The sequence below is a fragment of the Undibacterium sp. Di26W genome (assembly GCF_049340265.1).
Taxonomy (GTDB): Bacteria; Pseudomonadota; Gammaproteobacteria; order Burkholderiales; family Burkholderiaceae_D; genus Undibacterium.
Genome location: NZ_JBMPOR010000003.1, coordinates 348562 through 363785, shown reverse-complemented (window position 1 = coordinate 363785; position 15224 = coordinate 348562). Strand labels below are relative to the sequence as shown.

The 15224-nt window shown below is 51.5% G+C and carries 13 protein-coding genes; 9 read left to right on the top strand and 4 right to left on the bottom strand.

Features of this window, described 5'->3' with window-relative positions:
* Positions 1-44: 44 nt before the first annotated feature.
* Complete coding sequence (locus tag ACO0LM_RS05955; RefSeq protein WP_423035183.1) at positions 45-968, top strand: LysR family transcriptional regulator; 924 nt, start codon at positions 45-47, stop codon at positions 966-968.
* Between the two features lie 265 nt (positions 969-1233).
* On the opposite strand, the gene ACO0LM_RS05950 is transcribed toward ACO0LM_RS05955, so the two are convergent.
* Positions 1234-1587, bottom strand: coding sequence for a DUF1428 domain-containing protein (locus tag ACO0LM_RS05950; RefSeq protein ID WP_423035181.1), 354 nt, complete (start codon positions 1585-1587; stop codon positions 1234-1236).
* 195 nt (positions 1588-1782) lie between these two features.
* On the opposite strand from ACO0LM_RS05950, the gene ACO0LM_RS05945 reads away from it, so the two are divergent.
* The 5 genes from ACO0LM_RS05945 (at position 1783) to ACO0LM_RS05925 (ending at position 6042) form a co-directional block, all read left to right on the top strand.
* Positions 1783-2547, top strand: a complete 765-nt coding sequence (locus ACO0LM_RS05945) for a creatininase family protein (protein ID WP_423035179.1) — start codon at positions 1783-1785, stop codon at positions 2545-2547.
* 231 nt (positions 2548-2778) lie between these two features.
* Entirely contained in the window at positions 2779-3210 is a 432-nt protein-coding gene (locus tag ACO0LM_RS05940) for a cache domain-containing protein (RefSeq protein ID WP_423035177.1), read from the top strand.
* A 256-nt stretch (positions 3211-3466) separates the two neighbouring features.
* Entirely contained in the window at positions 3467-4216 is a 750-nt protein-coding gene (locus ACO0LM_RS05935) for a tetratricopeptide repeat protein (RefSeq protein ID WP_423035175.1), read from the top strand.
* A gap of 482 nt (positions 4217-4698) precedes the next feature.
* Positions 4699-4896 (top strand): hypothetical protein, encoded by a 198-nt coding sequence (locus ACO0LM_RS05930; RefSeq protein ID WP_422987695.1) that lies wholly within the window; start codon positions 4699-4701, stop codon positions 4894-4896.
* Between the two features lie 39 nt (positions 4897-4935).
* Positions 4936-6042, top strand: coding sequence for a patatin-like phospholipase family protein (locus ACO0LM_RS05925; RefSeq protein WP_423035173.1), 1107 nt, complete (start codon positions 4936-4938; stop codon positions 6040-6042).
* Positions 6043-6100: 58 nt separating this feature from the next.
* On the opposite strand, the gene ACO0LM_RS05920 is transcribed toward ACO0LM_RS05925, so the two are convergent.
* The 3 genes from ACO0LM_RS05920 to ACO0LM_RS05910 are packed head-to-tail and all read right to left on the bottom strand — an operon-like array spanning position 6101 to position 9096.
* Positions 6101-7078 carry a heparin lyase I family protein gene (locus ACO0LM_RS05920; RefSeq protein ID WP_423035171.1) on the bottom strand — a complete coding sequence of 326 codons (978 nt, stop codon included), beginning with the start codon at positions 7076-7078 and terminating at the stop codon, positions 6101-6103.
* Between the two features lies 1 nt (position 7079).
* Entirely contained in the window at positions 7080-8270 is a 1191-nt protein-coding gene (locus ACO0LM_RS05915) for an aldose epimerase family protein (protein WP_423035169.1), read from the bottom strand.
* Between the two features lie 7 nt (positions 8271-8277).
* Positions 8278-9096 (bottom strand): NAD-dependent epimerase/dehydratase family protein, encoded by an 819-nt coding sequence (locus ACO0LM_RS05910; protein ID WP_423035167.1) that lies wholly within the window; start codon positions 9094-9096, stop codon positions 8278-8280.
* Between the two features lie 338 nt (positions 9097-9434).
* Between ACO0LM_RS05910 and ACO0LM_RS05905 the strand changes: the two genes are divergently transcribed.
* The 3 genes from ACO0LM_RS05905 to ACO0LM_RS05895 all read left to right on the top strand — a co-directional run bounded on the left by ACO0LM_RS05905 (position 9435) and on the right by ACO0LM_RS05895 (position 15190).
* Positions 9435-10427 (top strand): LacI family DNA-binding transcriptional regulator, encoded by a 993-nt coding sequence (locus tag ACO0LM_RS05905; RefSeq protein ID WP_423035165.1) that lies wholly within the window; start codon positions 9435-9437, stop codon positions 10425-10427.
* A 302-nt stretch (positions 10428-10729) separates the two neighbouring features.
* Positions 10730-12628: a hypothetical protein gene (locus tag ACO0LM_RS05900; RefSeq protein ID WP_423035163.1), complete on the top strand. Its 1899-nt coding sequence runs from the start codon at positions 10730-10732 to the stop codon at positions 12626-12628.
* 183 nt (positions 12629-12811) lie between these two features.
* A complete protein-coding gene (locus ACO0LM_RS05895) occupies positions 12812-15190 on the top strand; it encodes a TonB-dependent receptor (RefSeq protein ID WP_423035161.1) in 2379 nt (792 codons plus the stop codon).
* The last annotated feature ends 34 nt before the right edge of the window (positions 15191-15224 follow it).

Sequence of the window (15224 nt, the reverse complement as noted above, 5' to 3'; positions counted from 1 at the left end):
AATACTGATAAACTCAGAACATAATTCAACACAGCTCAACAATCATGGACAGACTGGATACCCTGCAACTATTCACCCGCATTGTCGAAACCGGCAGTTTTAGCCGGGCGGCGGATATGCTGGATGTGCCCCGTGCCAGCGCTACCTATGCCATCAAGCAGCTGGAAGCACGATTGGGCACCCGCCTGCTCGAACGCACCACGCGCCAGGTACGCACTACTCTCGATGGGCAGGCTTTCTATGAGCGTTGTGTGCATGTGCTCAGTGAGCTGGATGATGCCGAAGCATCGATGCGGCATGTAGCCGCCAATCCACGCGGGGTCTTGCGGGTGGACATGCACGGCACCCATGCGACACAAGTGGTATTGCCGAAGATATATGAATTCCGTGACCGTTATCCCGGCATAGATCTGGTCGTCAGCAGCGGTGACCGTCTGGTCGATCTGGTAAGGGAAGGCGTGGACTGCGTGATACGCGGCGGTAATCCGCGTGATTCAACATTGGTGGCACGCCGCCTGGCGATGATGCCGCAAGCAATTTGCGCCAGCCCGGCGTATCTGGCCAAATTTGGTACGCCGCATCATCCGGATGATTTAATGCTGCACCAGGCTGTCAGGTTCTTTTCCAGTACCGGGGCAATTGACTACCCTTTCGTGCTGACTATGGATGGACAAGTGAAAGAGTTTGATGTCGGTGGCTGGATGTCAGTCAACGATGCCGAGAACTATGTTACCTGCGCCCTTAGCGGCTGCGGCCTGATTCAACTGCCACGCTTTCATGTCGCTGATGCCTTGCGCGAAGGTCGTCTGGTGGAAGTACTGGCTGACTGGCAAAGCCCGCCACTGCAGGTCACTGCGCTCTACCCATACCGCCGCCAGTTATCACCCCGCGTGCGCGTGTTTGTGGATTGGCTGGTGAGTTTGTATGAGCAAAAGTTTGGGGTCTTACCTGTAACAATGAATGGTTAAACAAGCTTATGAAAATTCACATACCGGTGTTGTGGGGCAGGCCTGAGCATGTTGGGCTACGTTTTATTAGCCGCCTGTTGGGCTGGTGAAACGTAGCCTAGCGAGGCCCGGCCCAACCTACGAGGCTGCCTGCGGATCAGAGGGTTTAAACTCCTTCCCCTTCAAGGGGAAGGTTGGGATGGGGATGGGGTTCTTGCGCAATTTTTTTACCTTATTGATTAAGCGAAAACCATCCCAGGCTAACAGAAAATACCTGTCAAAAGAATCACAACTCCACCATCACCTCGAAGCCGCCAAAAATCATGCGTTTGCCATCACAAGGCATGGGATTGCTTTCAGGGTTCAGGCGTGGGTCTGCCATGACTTTTTCCCATGCGGCATTGCGCACTTCTTTCGATGGCCAGGTCATCCAGGAAAACACCACGGTTTCATCTTCCTTGCATTGCACTGCCAGAGGAAAGGAAGTCAGCTTGCCAGGCGGCACATCGTCGCCCCAACATTCGACGACACTTAGCACACCGTATTCCTTGAAAACCGGGGAAGATTTTTCCGAATATTGCCTGTAAGCTTCGCGGTTGGCATTGGGAACAGCGAGTACAAATCCATCGATGTATTTCATCTTTATTCTCCTGGAGTGACGTGGGCTTGATGTGGACTATACAAGACCTGTCTCAAGACTAGTATCAAGACTTGATTCATTCTAGTCCATGCCACTCACAAGGGTGATTTTATCTTCATCCCCCCTCCAGCCGGCATGCGTTGCCGTATCGCTCTATAATTTGCCAGTCACTATCCAACTCAAGAAAGAATCAGCATGCGTTTAGCCTATTCCACCTGGCCAGAAATTACTGCATTCCTGGCGGATTCAAAAACCGTCATCATTCCTATCGGCTCCAATGAACAGCATGGCCCCATGGGCTTGCTGGGGACAGACTGGATGTGCCCGGAGATCATTGCCACTGCCGCTGAAAAAGTCGCGCAGGAAACGGGCGCAGCGATGATGCTGGCCCCCACGTTCAACATTGGCATGGCACAACATCACCTGGGGTTTGCCGGCACTATTTCACTGCGCCCGTCGACCTTCATGGCAGCGATTGAAGACTGGGTATTGTCACTGGCACGTCATGGTTTTGATCATATTTATTTCTTGAATGGCCACGGCGGCAATATTGCCACGATAGAAGCCAGTTTCTCGCAAATCTATTCCCACTATTCGTATAGCGGCAAAACCTGTCCGCTGACACTCAAGCTGAAAAACTGGTGGGACTTGCCTGGCGTTGCCCCACTGTGTCATGAAATGTTCCCGGTGGGGCACGGCTCGCATGCGACACCGTCAGAAATTGCCGTGACCTATGCTGCTTACCCAGATCAGGTGCGCCATGTTGAACTGACACCCAAAATCCCGCCTACCGGTCCTATCCTCGACGCCCTTGATTACCGCGCCCGCTTCCCGGATGGCCGCATTGGTGCCGATTCCAGCCTGGCGACGATAGAACTGGGGCAGCAAATCATCCAGACCGCCGTTGCTGGCTTATTGAGTGATATCAAGGTATTCAGTGCAGAACAAAAACCTGCCTGATGCAAGCAACTCTGTATGGAAAAAATCACCAACATTTCCATACGGAAATCTGGTATTGTTTTCTTCGTGCTGACATACTGAAAGAAAAAAGTGTGGTCTTTGCATTGCAAAAGCTGCCTGCAAAGCCTACTCTGGATTAGCTATTGTTATCAGGTATTGGGTCACTTAGATAAAAACACCAACCGGTGACATCATGAGACACTTTTTAAAAGCATATCCCTCGTTTTATCCATGTCCCTGCTTGCTCAGGGCACGGCTTTTGCTGCCGAACGTGCCACGGCACAGGAAGCAATTGACATGATAAAAAAAGTCGTCGCCTACTATAAAGCCAATGGCCCCGAAAAAACCTATGCCGCGGTGAACGACCCCAAAGGTCAGTTCATTTACAAGGATTTATATGTGTTTGCCGGTACAGTCAAACCCGGCGGAGTCACCCTGGCCCACGGCGGCAACCCCAAATTACTCGGCAAACCGCTGGGTGAATTGCGCGATGGTGATGGCGTTTTCTTCGTCAAGAAAATCAATCAAGTCGCTGGCAGCAAAGCAGGCAAGGGGTGGGTAGACTACAAATGGCCAAATCCTGTAACCAAGGAGATGGAACAAAAAAGTACCTACGTAGAACGGGTTGACAAAATTTATTTTGCTTGCGGTATCTATAAATAATTCTGGCCCGGCCCAGTTCTTATACCGCTATATATTTGTTTTGTTTGCCACTGCGCTGCAAGACTGGTTGTAATTTTTTCAGAACGACCAGTCGCAGCAATCAAATCCCTTCCAGCAAGCTAATGGTAAAATGCCATCTGGCTGTTCTTTACACTTCTGTTCCATCCTGATCTGCACGAATTTTTACTGTCCGTGTCCAGATACATACGGGATAAATACGGGATACATACACCCTCTATTTTTACCAATTATTTTTATGCCCTATATCGGAGTTGGTTTTCACATTCTTGTCGCCCTGTTTTTTGCCGTGCATGCTGTTCGTAATGGACGCGAGATGTACTGGCTGATGATTTTATTCATGTTCCCACTGCTGGGCAGCGTCGTGTATTTTTTTGCTGTGTACCTGCCAGATACCAAATTGGAACACGGTATGCGCAAAACCGTCACGGCTGCAGCCAAGACACTGGATCGCGGACGTGACGTGCGTGAAGCGCAAAAAGCCTATGACCTGGTACCCACGGCACAAAATCAAACGCGCCTTGCAGCAGCCTATCTGGATGCGGGTGACACGGCCCAGGCGGTACAACATTATGATCTTTGCCTGCAAGGCCCTTTTGCCAACGATGCGGAAATTCGCATGGATGCAGCACATGCAAAAATACTGCATGGTCAAAGTGCTGATGCCATTGAATTGCTGGAAGCGGTGCGCAAAGAACAGCCTAACCACAGACCAGAACAGCAGGCGCTATTATTGGGTCAGGCCTATGCCAGTGCTGGCCGCCAGCAAGAAGCCGGTGCGATCTTTGCCGATGCCGCTGCCAAATTTGGCAGCATGGAAACCCGCGTGGAATATGCCATCTGGGCTTTGCAGGCTGGGGAACATGGCACTGCCAACAGCTTGCATGCAGAAATCCAGCAAACCATGAAACACTGGAGCAAGGACACTAAATTCTTCAATAAGGATTTAGTCAAGCGCCTCAACATTGCGTTTTCCAAGCGCGCCTGATTGGCGCAACAGTGCCTGTCGGGGGTGAGCTAAGGCGCATGAAGCCTGCGCGCCCCGATACGACAACTCCGTACTGCTTGCCGTAATCCGTTGTATGCCCGGTTCAAGCTGTCACTTGATAAGTTTCCGCCATCACTGTGGCTACTGCGGCTGATTCGGCGCAATGACACAGCGTGGCACAGTGCGACATAGCTACAAAAGCGAAGCATTATGACATCTTTTTTCCAGGATGCAGCTTACGCTGGGGTTTGCATACAACCCTGATCACCCCTGAAGCCTATTGCCGACTGCGAGCCAAGCCGAGCCAAACCATCTCGCGACAATATCATTATAACATCGTTTTAAAGATACATTTCCATACTTAGCCACCTGCAATAAAAGAAAATGATGCGTGATAGAATGTGCGGCGCAACAATAGAAACCAGCATGCATGGTTCAATCTACATCGTCTGTGTCCGGTCACTTAATTTTTAGGAAAATTCATGTATTACCGTCTGGCTTGCCTCAATGAAAAAAGCGAAATTACCAAAACAGTAGACGCCGGGGATGATTTCCTTGCTGCTGTGAACAAGGGCGCGCAGTTGCGTCATGAACTGAATGCCCCCTATCAGATTGATGTTGTGTCTGTGACTCACGATGGTAATGAGCACAAGCTGGCGCAATTAGGTGGGTTCTCCTGAAGTACTTGCCCGGGTGCCTGCAAGCACCCCACATACACTATGGCTGATCAAAATACGGTACTGATACTGCAGGGCGGTGGTGCCTTGGGTGCCTACCAGGCAGGCGTCTACCAGCAATTGCAAGAAGCCAGCATGCCTATAGAATGGATCATAGGCACCTCTATCGGTGCCATCAACTGCGCCCTGATCGCCGGTAACCCGCCAGAAAAACGCATTAAGCAATTGCACGGTTTCTGGGACAGCCTGGCACCCGATGCCCTGCACCGTGACAGTTTCTGGCCCTCCATGACGCCATGGATGAATATCACCAGCAACATCAATACCCTGTCCGCCCTGATGCAGGGTGTTGCCGGATTTTTCAAGCCGCGCTTTGGTGCAGCCTGGGATATCAATGCCAAAGTACCGCTGGAAGAAACTGGCTTTTACGATACCTCGCCACTCAAAACCACGCTGGAAAAATACGTGGATTTTGACTACCTGAATGAAGGCCCCATGCGCATCAGCGTATGTGCAGTCGATATTGATAACGGCCAGGGCGTGGTGTTTGACAGCAAGAAAGAACGGATACACCCGGAACATATCATGGCCAGCGGTGCCTTGCCCCCCGGCTTTCCCCCCATAAAAATCGGCAAGCATGCTTACTGGGATGGTGGCGTGTATTCAAATACGCCGCTGGAAGTGTTCCTGGATGAAGAGAGAAATGCCGATGCCCTGTGCTTCATGGTCGATTTATGGGATCCGACAGAAACCCGGCCTGATTCCATCGCCGCAGCCATGACGCGCTACAAAAGCATACAGTACGCCAGCCGTTCCACAGAGCAGTTATTGATGCACCAGAAGATGCAGGACATGCAGCGTGCCATACGCACACTGGCGCAGCACCTGCCTGCGGCCGAGCGCAAAAAAGCCGAGTTGAAGCCGCTGATGGCCATGGGTTGTGACCACACCGTCAATGTCGTCCACCTGATCATGAAAGCGCTGCCGGACGATCATTATTTCAAGGATGTGGATTTCAGTACTTCGACCATACAAGCCCGCTGGGCTGCCGGCATCCATGACTGCAAGCGCGCACTGCGCCATCAATCATGGCTAAAACCCTTGCCGCCCCATGCGGGGCTGGTGATCCACGAATTGCCACAGGAATAAGGAACCGATACCCTCTCCCTCTTTGCAGCATCTGCACGCAGATGCTGCAAAGCTCGGTTTATTTCTGGGCAGGTATACCACTCTGTTCAGTCACGCCACAATACGCACCGCCGCCATCACCACCGCGCGTAATGGCCAGATTGGCGAAATCAACCAGGTCTTCAGCATCCTGCCTCAAATCAGGATGATGCTTGCGGTAAATTCCCCATTTGGGGCGCATATGGTCTGCACCAGTACGCCAGAACGACAAGCCTGAGCGATCGATGTTCAATACCGGCCTGCCCTGCTGATCACGGATCAGCAACTGGTAGCGGGCGTCGGTATTAGAATAATGAATTTCCTCCCTGACATCCAGCCATTGTCCCGTTAAGGCAGCCAGGTCAAATGAACCCAGGATGCTGAAATGCCCGCCTTCCGTCAGTTTGTCAGCGATATGGCGTACATACAATTTACCGTCATTTAAAACAGTAAAGGTAATCAGCGGTGGTTCGGCATAAGAGCCGCCGTAAGCCTTGATTTGGTGGATATGGGTAAATGAAGGGGAAAATTTCATCTGCGCTGCAACCCTGAATTGCCAGCGATAGTTAAATACATCATTGTCCCTGGCTTTGAATGTTTCATGCATACCGCCTTTGGAGGGTGCAATTTTTATTTCAGTGCGAGAGCGGTCACTACCTTGCTGGCGGGATTTTTTATCCAAGTTAACATCTGCCATCTCATTCGCCATGATGGAAAAATAATCACCGACCAGCGCATCATTACGCCCTATGCTGACATGCGGTCGCGGCGGCACATACATGTCGTCGCTGGGTGCTTCCACTGCGCCTTTGCCAAATACTTTTTCTATATGCGCATAAGTATCACCGTCTTTCGCGTCAGATGCGGTCAGGCACAGGCTATTGCCGGTCACACCGCTGTGAAGGACTGGTGTTTTATAGCTGAGGCCATAGGTCACGCCATCAGTCTGGCTGGCATGGACAGCATCCGGCAATGCCAGGTTGATCAACAGAATTGCACAGACCCGGAAATTATTCATGTTATTTGCAGTCAGAAAATTTGAAATGCGTTATCGATAGAAAGTCCTGGTCCGGCAACAATACAACAGATGGGAAACCAGGGTGATTCGGGCTATCCGGCAAATGCTGCGTCTCAAAGGCAAAACCATCATAGGCTTCATATGCCCGGCCCTCGCTGCCGATTTCGCTGCCGTCAAAACCATTACCTGTATTAAACTGCACCGATGGCTCGGTCGTCCATATTTCCATACAACGACCGCTTCCAGTTTCCATGATGTTTGCAACCTGGGCCAGGGCATTCTTTTTCCAGGTTGCAAATAACAGGCTGTGGTCTATGCCTGGAGGTGAGCCAGTCAAAGTAGGCATGGCTGGTACGGCAGGCGTGGCAGGCACGTTAAGTATGTCAGATAAGCGACCTGCCAGCGATGCTGCCGTCCTGAAATCCAGTGGAGTTCCTTCTACACTGACGATGACACCGGTAGGAACCCGCTTGTCATCCGTCAACAGGTAACGGTCTGCATTGATCATGAATGTATGTTGCGGCATGCCTTTACTGCCGGCACCGGCCAGATTGAAATATGCATGATTCGTCAAATTGATCACCGTGGCAGCCGTCGTACTGGCACTGTATTCGATACGGAATTCATTGCGCTTGCGATACAGACGGTAGCGAACCTCAAGCTTGACTGCCCCCGGAAATCCCTGGTCACCATCAGGGCTGAACAGGCTGTAGACCGAGCCGAAAGAATCATCATCGGCAAATTCCCGCCGCGCCCACACCCGTTTGTCATAGCCATCGGGGTCGCCATGCAGGGCGATGCCCCTGGCGTTTTTCGGCAACATGACCTGCCGCCCCTCAAGCGGGAAACTGGCATTGCCTATACGTCCGGCATAACGCCCTATGACGGCAGCAAACTTGCGCTTGCTTGCCTCATAGGCCTGCAGGCTGGGCAGACTCAATACCACATTAGCAAATTGACCGTGACGATCGGGAACAGATGTCGCCGTCAGCGTGGCACCATAATCGATATAACTGACGGCCATCCCCAGGTCATTGCGCAGACTGACGCGCCCCACCTGGTCACCCTGACGGGTATGACCCCAAATTGCTATGCTTGTATTCGCGACACCGGCATCGTCTTTCGCATACACCGTGCTGGCCAGCAGCAAGGGCAGACACGACAGCAGACGGCATAGCAAGTATTTCGCCATGCTCAACTTAGTACTGAGGCCCGGCAATCACGAAAGGGCCGCCCTGAAACCGTGCCGTCGCATCATCCGCAGGGGGATAGGCAATGTTATCGGCAAACAGATGTGTAAATTGTGTCGAACTATCTGCCGGGCGGTAGCCCAGATGGGATGCTTTACGGTTGTCCCACCAGCGGCTGGCATTGTCCGAATTGCCAAAGCTGATGGTATGCCCAACCTTGGGAGTAAAGACGGCACAGCGTATCAGTTCCAGCAAATCCGCATAGCTGAGAAAGGTCACCATCATGCGCGGATTCAGTGGCGCGGGAAAACTGGAACCTATGCGCAGGCACACGGTTTCTATACCAAACCGATCATAGTAATAACGCGACAGGGCTTCGCCAAAACATTTGCTGAGACCATAAAATCCGTCAGGGCGCAAAGGCATATCGGCATCCACCAGTTCCGTGGTCGGGTAATACCCCACCACGTGACTGGAACTTGCATAGATGACGCGTTTGACGCCGCAGGCATGTACCGCATGGTAGAGGTTGTACATACCCAGGATATTGGCCTGCATGATGGGTTCAAATTTATCTTCCACCGAAATACCGCCAAAATGCAATACGATATCAACGCCCTCCACCAGCTTCATCACGGCAGCGCCATCGGCCAAATCACACTGCACGATCTCTTCGCCTTCGCGCGCCTCACCAAGATCGGTAATATCACTTAGCTTCAGGTGATGGGTCCAGTCAGAAACCGACTGACGTAGCACCTTCCCCAACCCGCCGCCAGCTCCGGTCAGCAAGATTCTATTAATAGGCTTGTTATCTGTTGTCGTGGTCATGTGTATTTTCTCAACATTGAAATGGGCAATCGTGATCATGCAGGCAGCAGCCAAAGCAGCGGCGACAGGGTGCGGGGGCATCCTGCTTGCGGGGTACTACATCAACCGGTGTAACGGAAGAAACTTTAAGTTAAACGATTAACTAAGTATACTAAAAAATGTTGTACATGCAAGCGCATTTTGTTTTTTTATAAGACTTCGCAGGAATCCTATCTTGTATTTCAGTTTACAAACAGCACGAGATTCATACTATTTTCATTCGTGTGTAGGGATTTTTCTTATTCAGGTTAGAATGCATATGACCAGACCAAGAAAAAAGTTAAACCTTTAACTCAATCATGAAAAAAAAGCTCCCGACGATACGCGATGTTGCAGCCGCCGCACAAGTTTCGACCGCAACCGTGTCCAAATACATCAATGGCACACAAAAATTCTCCGCCCCCGTCGAAGCCAACCTCAAAAAGGTGATTGAAGAGCTAGGTTATCAGTCCAACCCGCAGGCACAGTCCATGATCACCGGCAAGACCAAGACCATAGGCCTGTCGATACTGGACATCAGCAACCCGCACTTCACCAGCATCGTCAAAGGCGCCAATCGCGTTGCCATGGAAAAGGGCTATACCCTGCTGCTGGTTGACACAGATGAAACCCTCAGCCGTGAACGCCCATTACTGGAGGCACTGAGCCGCAAGGTCGATGGCATGATCGTGTTTTCGCGCCTGCCGGAACAGGACCTGGAATGGCTATTCCAGATGGACAAACCACTGGTTTTCTTTGGCCGCATACACGAACGTCAACTGCCATCGGTAGGCAGTGATGACAGGCGTGGCACCTATATGCTGGCACAGCATCTGGTGGCACTGGGGCACAAGCATATCGCCTATGTAGGCTTTGCAAAATCCAGGCGCGATGAAGAACGCATGAGTGGCGTCCAGGATTGCCTGGACAAACACCAGTTACCACTCATCAAATACAACACCAATGCCGCCACCGCCGCCGAAGGTGAGCGCCTGTGCTCATCCATCATGCTGGGCAGCAGCCCCCCGGATGCACTGATATGCTATAACGACCTGATCGCCCTCGGCTTCATGAAAGAAGCACAAATCCTCGGCTTCCAGTTACCTGATGACATCTCCGTCACCGGCATAGACAACATCCTGTATGGGCGCTTTGTCACCCCGGCACTCACCTCGGTAGATCTGCAAAGCGAACGCATGGGTGTCGCCGCCATGGAAAAACTCATGCAAATCATTGCTGGCGCGCAGGACAACGAACTCACCGTGATAGAACCGCAACTGGTGGTGCGCGCATCCACCATGCGCCGTAACTAAGCACAGCCGCAAACACCCCTGCCCAGACGTAATTCTGCGCATATCTGCGCCATGTACACATTTTCAATCCAACGTTAAACGTTTTCCATTTAAAACTTTTAACGCAAAGTCACTCGGGCCTGATATATCTATATTTTGCCGTTGTCTCACCGCAACGGATACAAAAAAATGAATTCAGCCACTTTACTCACGTACTTTTCTTCACTATTATCTAGTTAAACGTTTTCCTAAATAATTTCAAGCTTGCTCCAGATACGCTTAACACTCTCGCAAGCAAGAACAAACCTGCCAGGTTATAGCTGATGAATTTCTTACCCCGCATTTGCATGCTGCTCACCGTATTCGCTACAGTCGCACAGGTCGCGGCCAGTGATATCGCTAAAGTGGTCTATGAGCCGCCGCTGGCCAATGTTGCCATGGACAAGATCGTGCAATCCGAGTTGTATCCGCAACTGGCTTATCTGGCGCAAAAGCTGCTGGCTGAAAAAGAAAACACCACACTCAATGGTCACCCTGCCTTCAATGGCAAGGATAAATTCCTGCCAGGGAAAATCGCTTCCGGACTGGGCCATTTGTTATTGAACGCCAAGCATGAAGGCAAAGATCTTGCCCCTTATCTGAGCGATTTCCGGGAATCGGCAGAACTGACGGTGGGCATGGACAATCACACCTGGGGCATCTATTACTATTTGCTGGCGCTATACGAACTGAAGAAAAATGGCTTACTGGAACAGGCAGTCCCAACAAAAACACTGGATGCCCTGAAGAAAAAACTGGACTGGCGCAGCTTCGTTACACAAACCGATTTCAAACTCATACAGCTGCCAACCAATTACTACGGCGTTGCATTTGGTGTGGCTCGCCTGCGCATGCTGCTGGGTTGGGAAGATGAGACTGCCAGCCAGCGTCTGCTGAAAAAACTGCTGGATCATTACGAACAGCATTCGGGCACCTATGGTTTTTCTGATGAAACCGAAGGTGAGGGCCGCTTTGACCGCTACAGTATTTTGCTGATTTCAGAAATCTGCGGACGCTTCATAGAAACCGGCATGGAAGTCACGCCAGAACTGAAAACCAAACTGAGAAAAGCCACCGATATTGCCTTCCGCCTGGGTAATGTATCTGGCGATGGCTTCAGTTTTGGACGCAGCATCGGTGCCTATGGCGAAACCGCCGTGCTTGACATACTGACGGTATCTGCCTACCTGGACATATTGAGCCAGCAAGAAAAAGAATATGCCTACGCCTATTCCACCCGTATCGTCGCCAGATACGTTGATTTCTGGTACGACAAAAAAACCAGGTCTGTCGACCTGTGGGGCCAAGGCCGGAAAACGGATGACTACCGTGGCATACACCGCATACTGGGCGAAAATTTCTCGCTGCTGCACCAACTGATCTCGGCCAATGATTTATGGCGCCAGATGGGATACCAGGACAAATTACCCAGGCAAGATCTGGCGGCCTGGCTGGACAAGACGCAACCGGCATTCCAGTTCACCTGGTTTGCCCGTGGTGAATATGACAGGGCGCTCGCCATCTACCGCGACGCCGGACATGTGTTCAGCTTGCTAATGGTGAACGGTGGTGCAAGCCAGCACGGGAACAGTCCTTATTACCCTTTGCCATTTTCCAACCTGCTGCTTGCCGGCATCGCCGACAGTGGTTATCAACATCCGCAATTATTACCCAAATTTACCATGAATGATGGCAGTGAACTGATCGCGACAGCCTTCATCAAAAACATCCACCACACAGAAGCTACTGAAACCGCACAAACCCCGCAAGCCTATGAAGTAACTTACCACCAGGACGGCCTGACCAGAATCGGCCCCGTCAATCAGAAACCCGTGCCAGATGCACGCATACAACTGAATACCAGCTATCGCCTGGGTGCAGGCATGATCACCAGAACAGATCAATATCTGCCGACAGAAAAGCTGGGCGTGCGTCAGGTGTCACTGGAATTTGCCAGTTTCTCGGAATTGCCAGAAGTCAGCGGCAATACCATCCGCTTCAACAAGGGTGATCTCAGCGAATTTACCGTCACCGGCATGGATCACTGCAGCGCCAGGGCCAGTCTCGATACAGAAAATTTCAAATCACCGAACGGCCCCATGAAGACCCTGGTGAGCTGTGAACGCAAGGCTTTCAGTTTTGATACACCGATCACGATTAGCTGGTCCATCAAATATCACTGACACGATCATTTGATGAGCCACACCGGAATTCCCTGTGCAAATTCGGCGTCAGCAACGCTGATGATGTCGCAGTGATTTTCAATTGCAGTAAGCAGAAATACCTATCAACACAAATAAAAACATTTATCAGGAGACCAGGAAATGCGTAACAAGCCATCACAACCAAGGCAGACATGCCGACTCTTGCCTATCAGCTCAGCGGTAGCGCTGGCGCTGTTGAGCATGATGCAAACTGCCGCCGCCCAACAAGCAGCCAGTACCACAGCCGAACAGCCAAAGCTGGCAGAAGTCATCGTATCGGCCAACAAACGCATAGAGAAACTGGAACAGGTACCGTTGGCGATTACCGTGCTGGGTGACGCTGTACTGCAAAGAAATAATGTCCGCGAATTTGCCGACATCATCAATCTGTCGCCGGCACTGACCATCACCTATGGCACCACGCCCGCCAACAACGGCATCAATATGCGCGGCATAGGCACCACCTCGATAGGCATAGGTGTGGAAGCCGATGTGGCGGTCATCATCGACGACATTCCCATGGGCATGCAGGTCAAGGCATTCCAGGATTTGACGGATATCGCCAGGATAGAAATTTTGAAAGGCCCGCAAAGCACCCTGTTTGGGAAAAGTGCGATTGCCGGCGCGGTGAATGTGACGACCAAGCCTATTTCTGGTCCACTGTCGGGTAATGTCAGTAGCTTTTATACCAGTGACGGCGAATGGCGGGTCGGTGGTAGCTACGGTGGTGAACTGTCAGAAAAATTCGGCTTTCGTATTGCTGCCAGCGATACGCGCTTTGCGGGCAATGTCAATAACCTGACCACAGGCACAAAAACCAATGGCTCTGGCGGCAAGACCTTCATGGCGAAACTGAGCTGGCATCCGACCGACACCCTGGATCTTGATTTCACACCACGCTACAACTATTCCAACACCACCTGCTGCGCCCTGGTCGCAACCAGCATAACGCCACTGCAGGGTGCGCTGCTGTCGAACCTCACGCAACTGCCTGCCTCCACGCTGTTACAAGGCATCAATATCGGGCCTTACAATACAGACATCCGCAATGACACCAGGACCGGGCAAGAATCCACCAGCCGTGGCTTTGGCTTGCGCATCAACTATGCTATGCCGAATGGTGCCACGCTGAGTTCCATCACATCGCTGGACCGATATTATGCCAACGATACGCGCGACCAGGATTTTGTCGATGTTCCCACCCTGCAGTATTACCCACTGGCGAATGGCAAGCCAGCTGGCGTCAATGAAGGTTATGTGCAGTACGGCAGCTTCGATGTCATTTCCAGAACCCAGGAACTGCGCCTGACTTCACCTGAAAACCAGTCCGTCAAATATGTGGCCGGGCTGTGGTATGGATGGAATGCCATTGACCGCCACTTTGTCCGTGGATATAACGGCATTGCCTTAACCACCCCTACCCAGTATTTCACCGATACGTATAATGAAAACAAGGCGATCTTTGGCCAGGTAAGCTGGGACTTTTTGCCGGATTACACCGTCCTTGCCGGCCTGCGTTATAACCGTGAAACCTCGGGCTTTCATTTTACGACCGGCGCGCCGCCACCTGGCGCTTTCGTTCCCACTGCCGCGTTTTCCAGCGTGGATAACACTGAAAATGCCACCACTGGCAAGCTGAGTCTGCAACATCAGTTCAATAAAAACCTGATGGCGTATGTACTGGGTGCGACCGGCTACAAGGGCCTGGCCTATGACCTGACCAGCAGCCTGAATGCCGCCACGGCCGCACAACAACCAGTACAATCGGAAACTTCAAACACCTTCGAGCTGGGCCTGAAAGGCAATTTCCTGAACAACCGCCTGACAGTGAACCTGGCTGCCTTCAACAGCAAGTTCAAGAATTACCAGCAAAATTCCGGCGGCTATCTGCCCGGCACGACCACTTATGTGACCCGCCTCAACAGCGTGGGTGGGGTACAGACCCGTGGCGTGGAAATGGATATTTCTGCACTGGTCACGGCTGATTTCATCATCAACGGCAGTGTCGCCTACACCGATGCAAGCATTACCGAATTTCCAAATGCACCCTGCTACAACGTCATTGATACATCGAATGGCGGATTTAATGCAGCCTGTCAGTTGAAGTCAGTCCAATATGGCGGACAGAATGTGCAAGACCTGGCTGGCGGACGCATGCCAAATGCACCCAAGATCAAGGCTAATCTGGGCGGGCAATATGATATCCATCTGAAGGACTATTCTTTTGATGCCTTTGTGACGGCAGCAGTCCGCTACCAAAGCGAAGTATTGACCAACCTGAACCAGGACCCGACGCTGTCAGTAGCCGGATATAGCGTGACCAATCTGGGATTTGGTATCAAAGACAAACAAAGCAAATACAAGCTGAGTTTCTTTATCAATAACCTGTTCAACAAACACTATGCCAACACCGGCTTTACCGGACTGGGGAACTGGAGTTCCAAAGCCCCTAATCCGCTTATCACCGTCACCAACACCACCTGGAGCCCGGCCCGTGATGCCTTCCGTTACGTAGGCGTGCGCTTCGATGCCAAGTTCTGATCAGGCATTGCAACATCTGTGAAAGACAAAAAAG

What these genes read in the sequence shown, in the direction of transcription:
- ACO0LM_RS05955 (WP_423035183.1), top strand. Translation starts at nt 45, where the DNA reads ATGGACAGACTGGATACCCTGCAACTATTCACCCGCATTGTCGAAACC.
- ACO0LM_RS05950 (WP_423035181.1), bottom strand. Translation starts at nt 1,587, where the DNA reads ATGAAATACATCGATGGATTTGTACTCGCTGTTCCCAATGCCAACCGC.
- ACO0LM_RS05945 (WP_423035179.1), top strand. Translation starts at nt 1,783, where the DNA reads ATGCGTTTAGCCTATTCCACCTGGCCAGAAATTACTGCATTCCTGGCG.
- ACO0LM_RS05940 (WP_423035177.1), top strand. Translation starts at nt 2,779, where the DNA reads ATGTCCCTGCTTGCTCAGGGCACGGCTTTTGCTGCCGAACGTGCCACG.
- ACO0LM_RS05935 (WP_423035175.1), top strand. Translation starts at nt 3,467, where the DNA reads ATGCCCTATATCGGAGTTGGTTTTCACATTCTTGTCGCCCTGTTTTTT.
- ACO0LM_RS05930 (WP_422987695.1), top strand. Translation starts at nt 4,699, where the DNA reads ATGTATTACCGTCTGGCTTGCCTCAATGAAAAAAGCGAAATTACCAAA.
- ACO0LM_RS05925 (WP_423035173.1), top strand. Translation starts at nt 4,936, where the DNA reads ATGGCTGATCAAAATACGGTACTGATACTGCAGGGCGGTGGTGCCTTG.
- ACO0LM_RS05920 (WP_423035171.1), bottom strand. Translation starts at nt 7,078, where the DNA reads ATGAATAATTTCCGGGTCTGTGCAATTCTGTTGATCAACCTGGCATTG.
- ACO0LM_RS05915 (WP_423035169.1), bottom strand. Translation starts at nt 8,270, where the DNA reads ATGGCGAAATACTTGCTATGCCGTCTGCTGTCGTGTCTGCCCTTGCTG.
- ACO0LM_RS05910 (WP_423035167.1), bottom strand. Translation starts at nt 9,096, where the DNA reads ATGACCACGACAACAGATAACAAGCCTATTAATAGAATCTTGCTGACC.
- ACO0LM_RS05905 (WP_423035165.1), top strand. Translation starts at nt 9,435, where the DNA reads ATGAAAAAAAAGCTCCCGACGATACGCGATGTTGCAGCCGCCGCACAA.
- ACO0LM_RS05900 (WP_423035163.1), top strand. Translation starts at nt 10,730, where the DNA reads ATGAATTTCTTACCCCGCATTTGCATGCTGCTCACCGTATTCGCTACA.